The organism is Streptomyces sp. NPDC054840 (genome assembly GCF_053611065.1).
Genome location: NZ_JBSGZP010000675.1, coordinates 1 through 3,921 on the forward strand (window position 1 = coordinate 1; position 3,921 = coordinate 3,921).

Consider the following 3,921-nt stretch of genomic DNA (forward strand, 5'->3'; position numbering starts at 1 on the left):
CGGGTCAGGTGTGCGGTGGCGAGAAGTGCGCCGCGCTCCCTCGCCCGCGCCAGCAGGGCCCGGCGGGAGGCGCGGGCGGTGTCCCGGTCGCGCTCGTGGGAGTACGGCACCGCCGGGTCGCCCAGCTGAACCGCGTGCACCAGCACGTCCCCGGTGACGACCACGTCCCGCGCTCCCTCCCCCTGATCCACCAGCACCGACTGGTGCCCCGGGGTGTGCCCTGGCGTCGGCAACACGGTGATGCCGGGCGCCAACCGGTGGGCGCCGTCGACCTCGTGCAACTGCCCGCTCGCACGCAGCGGAGCCACCGTCCAGTCCCACACCGGGTCCGCCCGGTGCAGCGCGGCCACCTCCGCGCGCTGCACGACGTACCGGGCCGCCGGGAAGAAGGGCCGCCCGTCGTCCCCCGACGACCACCCCGCGTGGTCCTCGTGAAGGTGGGTCAGCACGACGGCCTCCACATCGGCCCGAGCGATACCGGCGGCCGCGAGTGCGTCCGGCAGCCGCCCCGGCACCGGGGCCCACGCGGCGGCCGGGGACCGGGCCGGGCCGACCCCGGCGTCCACCAGCACCCAGCGCCCGCCGGGCCGGGAGATCGCGAAGCACCGGAAATCCAGTGCCCACGCCCCGTCCGGCCCGAACGCCCCGGGATCCAGCTCCGCGGCCCGGGCCCACGCGACCTCCTCCGCCCCCGGAAAGGCGGTACGGGCCGGCTCGAAGAAGATCCCCGTGGCGTCGAGCAGCGCCACCACCTGCCCATGACGGTCCATTCGCCTATTGTGCGAGACATGACCGAACAACCTGATCAGCAGCCCGCCTTGCAGCCCATGCCCACCGACTGGACGCGCGCCCTCGCGGTGGTCGCGCACCCCGACGACCTGGAGTACGGGTGCGCCGCGGCGATCGCGGACTGGACGGACGGGGGCCGGGAGGTCGTCTACCTCCTCGCCACGCGCGGCGAGGCCGGCATCGACAGCATCGCCCCCGCCCTGTGCGGCCCGCTGCGCGAGGCGGAGCAGCGGGCGAGCGCCGCTGTCGTCGGCGTGTCCGAGGTGGAGTTCCTGGACTACCACGACGGCGCCATCGAATACGGACTCGGCCTGCGCCGGGACATCGCCGCGGCCATCAGGCGGCACCGGCCCGAGCTGATCGTCACGCTCAACCACCGTGACACGTGGGGCGGCGCGCAGGGCGGCGGCTTCTGGAACACCCCCGACCACAAGGCCGTCGGCCGGGCCGTGCTGGACGCGGCCGGTGACGCCGGGAACCGCTGGATCTTCCCCGAGCTGATCGATCAGGGCCTGGAGCCCTGGAACGGCGTGCGCTGGGTCGCGGTGGCCGGATCCACCACCCCGACGCACGCGGTCGACGCCGGTCCCGGGCTGGAGCGTTCGATCAAGTCCTTGCTGGAGCACAAGGCCTACATCGAGGTGCTCACGGACCAGGACCCCGAGGAGTATGTGCGCACCTTCCTCACCGGGAACGCCGAGCAGTCCGCGGCCCGGTTCGGCGGGCGCCCGGCCGTGGCGTTCGAGGTCTTCCCCCGCTGACCGGCCCCCCTTAGTCTGACGATCCGTCAGGTCGACGGATCGTCAGCCATCGGGCCGGGGGTGCGGGACACGGTGATCGACACCATCTCCACGGAGATCGCGGAGGGCGAGGAGCGGATCCGGCTGGAGGTCGCTGACGGCCTCGCCGTCCTCACCCTGTGCCGCCCGGACAAGCTCAACGGCTGGAGCTGGGAGTCCACCCGCCAGCTCGGCCTGCTCGCGGACCGGATCCGCTTCGACGCGTCCGTCCGGGCGGTGCTGCTGCGGGCCGAGGGCCGGGCCTTCTGCGCGGGCATCGACGTGACCGCACCGGGCGGCGCCGTCACGGGCGGCTCCCCGGCCGAGCGCACCCGCAACTACTACGAGGGCATCCGCTGGGTGCACGAGCGGTTCGCGGTCCTCGCCCGCCTCCCGCAGCCCGTCGTGGCCGCCGTCCAGGGCTACTGCCTAGGCTTCGGCTTCGAGCTGGCGCTGATGGCGGACATCCGGGTGGCGGCCGAGGACGCCGTCTTCGCCCTGCCGGAAGCCGGGCTGGGCGTGGCGGTGGACGCGGGGGGCGACCTCCGCATCGCGCGCGAGGCGGGTGCGGGCTGGGCCAAGTACCTGGCCCTGACGGGCCGCCGCGTCGACGCCGAGACGGCGCGGCGGCTCAACCTCGTCCAACTCGTCGTCCGCGGCGAGGACTTGGAGACAACCTCCCGAGCCGTGGCACGGGAGATCGCCGCCAACGCGCCGCTCGCCGTCCAGGGCATCAAGCGTGCGATCGACGGCTACGCCGATGCCGCCCTCCCGGCGGCCCTCGACAGGGTGGCGATGACCGCGGCCCTCACCCTCACCTCGGAGGACTGCCGCGAGGGCTACACCGCAAAGGCGGCCCGTCGGCCCCCGCGCTTCAGCGGAGGCTGAGCACGGGCCGGGTCGAGAAGTTCTCGTACATGCCCTCGCCGTCCGGTCCGTACGTGAACTCGGCCGTGTACGGATTGCGGTTGGCGGTGGCCAGGGGCAGCCAGCCGAGCAGGTTCCCGTACCCGCCGCAGACGGCCTCGCCGCCGTCGCCGCCGTGCACCGCCGTCGGGTCGCCGATCAGCTCCGTGCTGTAGCTGTCGTAGGCGATGTGCAGCCCGAAGGCGTTCGGCCGGTGGCGCACGCCGCCGCTGCCGTACGAGGGCTCGTCCAGGGGGCACTCGTTCCCCCACCGGAACAGGGTGCCCGCCCCGGCCCCGCACGCGTGCTCCCACTCGTCGGCGCCCGGTATCCGCAGCCCGTGCGCCGCGAGGGCGGCCGGCATGTCGGCGACCGCCCCGGTCAGGGGCTCGTCCTCCACAGCCATGAGCACGGTCGCCGGCGTCGCCGTGCGCGGCGGGCTGAGCACGTCGGCGAGATAGGACTTCAGGTCGGGATGCCCGTACCCGTACCCCTCCTCCACGCTCTCCGCGTAGTCGGCGCTCTGCGCGGGCGTCGGCTCCCAGGCGTCCAGGTCGAACCCCAGCCGCACGCTCCCGCCGGGTACGAGGGCGAACTCCCGCCCCTCGCGCTCGATGCGGACGCGGTGCAGCGGCCCGCCCAGGTGCTCGACGACGTCGAGCAGCACCACCCGGCCGCCCACCTGCGCGGCGGCCTCGTGGGCGAGACGTCCGGCGGCGGTCAGGTCGAGCGAACGCCAGCGGTCAAGGGTCAGTTCGGCGAGAGACATGACCCGATCCTCGCACCGGCCACCGACAACGGGGCTACGGGGTGAACGGACCCCGGCCCAGCTGGGTGCGGACCGGGACCACCTCGGGGCTGACGACCGACCGGCGCTGCCAGTTCGCCCCGTCCACCACCAGGGTGTGCCCGGTGATGAACCGGGCGTAAGGCGAGGCCAGGAAGGTGGCGGCCCAGCCCAGTTCCCGCGGCGCGCCGACCCGCAGGGCGGGCTGCCGGGCGTCCTTCGCGCCGGGCGCGGCACGTTCCAGGCCGCCCCGGATGTCCTCGGTCATGTCGGCGTGCGGGAACAGCCCCGGGACGAGCCCGTTGATCTGGATGCCGTACGGCCCCCACTCGACGGCGAGCGTCTCGACCAGGCTCTTCACCCCGGCCTTGGCTGCGGCGCTGTGGGCGAAGCCCGGCCCGCCCGTCCAGGCGTACGAGGCGCCGATGTTCACGATCGAGCCGCCGGTGCCCGCGGCGAGGTGGCGGCGGCCGAACTCGCGGGTCATGAGCCAGGTGCCCGTCAGCGTGATGTCGACGACCGCCCGCCAGGCGTTGGGCGACAGGTCCTCCGCGGGGGAGGGGAAGTTCGCGGCCGCGCTGTTGACCAGCACGCCCGGCAGGCCGAAGGCCGCCCGCGCCGCGTCGAAGACATCGGCGACCCGCTCGGGGTCCCTGATAT

At 74.3% G+C, this 3,921-nt stretch carries 5 protein-coding genes; 2 read left to right on the forward strand and 3 right to left on the reverse strand.

The genetic code is table 11. The features are described 5' to 3' along the window. A partial coding sequence (locus ACWGIU_RS32020) for an MBL fold metallo-hydrolase (protein ID WP_453711612.1) occupies positions 1 to 770 on the reverse strand: 770 nt, incomplete at its 3' end. An 18-nt stretch (positions 771 to 788) separates the two neighbouring features. On the opposite strand from ACWGIU_RS32020, the gene ACWGIU_RS32025 reads away from it, so the two are divergent. Together ACWGIU_RS32025 and ACWGIU_RS32030 are read left to right on the forward strand one after the other, a co-directional pair. Then, positions 789 to 1,550, forward strand: coding sequence for a PIG-L deacetylase family protein (locus tag ACWGIU_RS32025; protein WP_453711613.1), 762 nt, complete (start codon positions 789 to 791; stop codon positions 1,548 to 1,550). Between the two features lie 72 nt (positions 1,551 to 1,622). Then, positions 1,623 to 2,456 (forward strand): enoyl-CoA hydratase/isomerase family protein, encoded by an 834-nt coding sequence (locus ACWGIU_RS32030; protein WP_453711614.1) that lies wholly within the window; start codon positions 1,623 to 1,625, stop codon positions 2,454 to 2,456. Here ACWGIU_RS32030 and ACWGIU_RS32035 read toward each other — a convergent pair. Both ACWGIU_RS32035 and ACWGIU_RS32040 read right to left on the reverse strand, forming a co-directional pair. Further along, positions 2,443 to 3,243: a hypothetical protein gene (locus tag ACWGIU_RS32035; protein ID WP_453711615.1), complete on the reverse strand. Its 801-nt coding sequence runs from the start codon at positions 3,241 to 3,243 to the stop codon at positions 2,443 to 2,445. The genes ACWGIU_RS32030 and ACWGIU_RS32035 overlap by 14 nt on opposite strands. A 34-nt stretch (positions 3,244 to 3,277) precedes the next feature. Next, the coding region (locus tag ACWGIU_RS32040; RefSeq protein WP_453711616.1) for an SDR family oxidoreductase at positions 3,278 to 3,921 on the reverse strand (644 nt) is incomplete at its 5' end.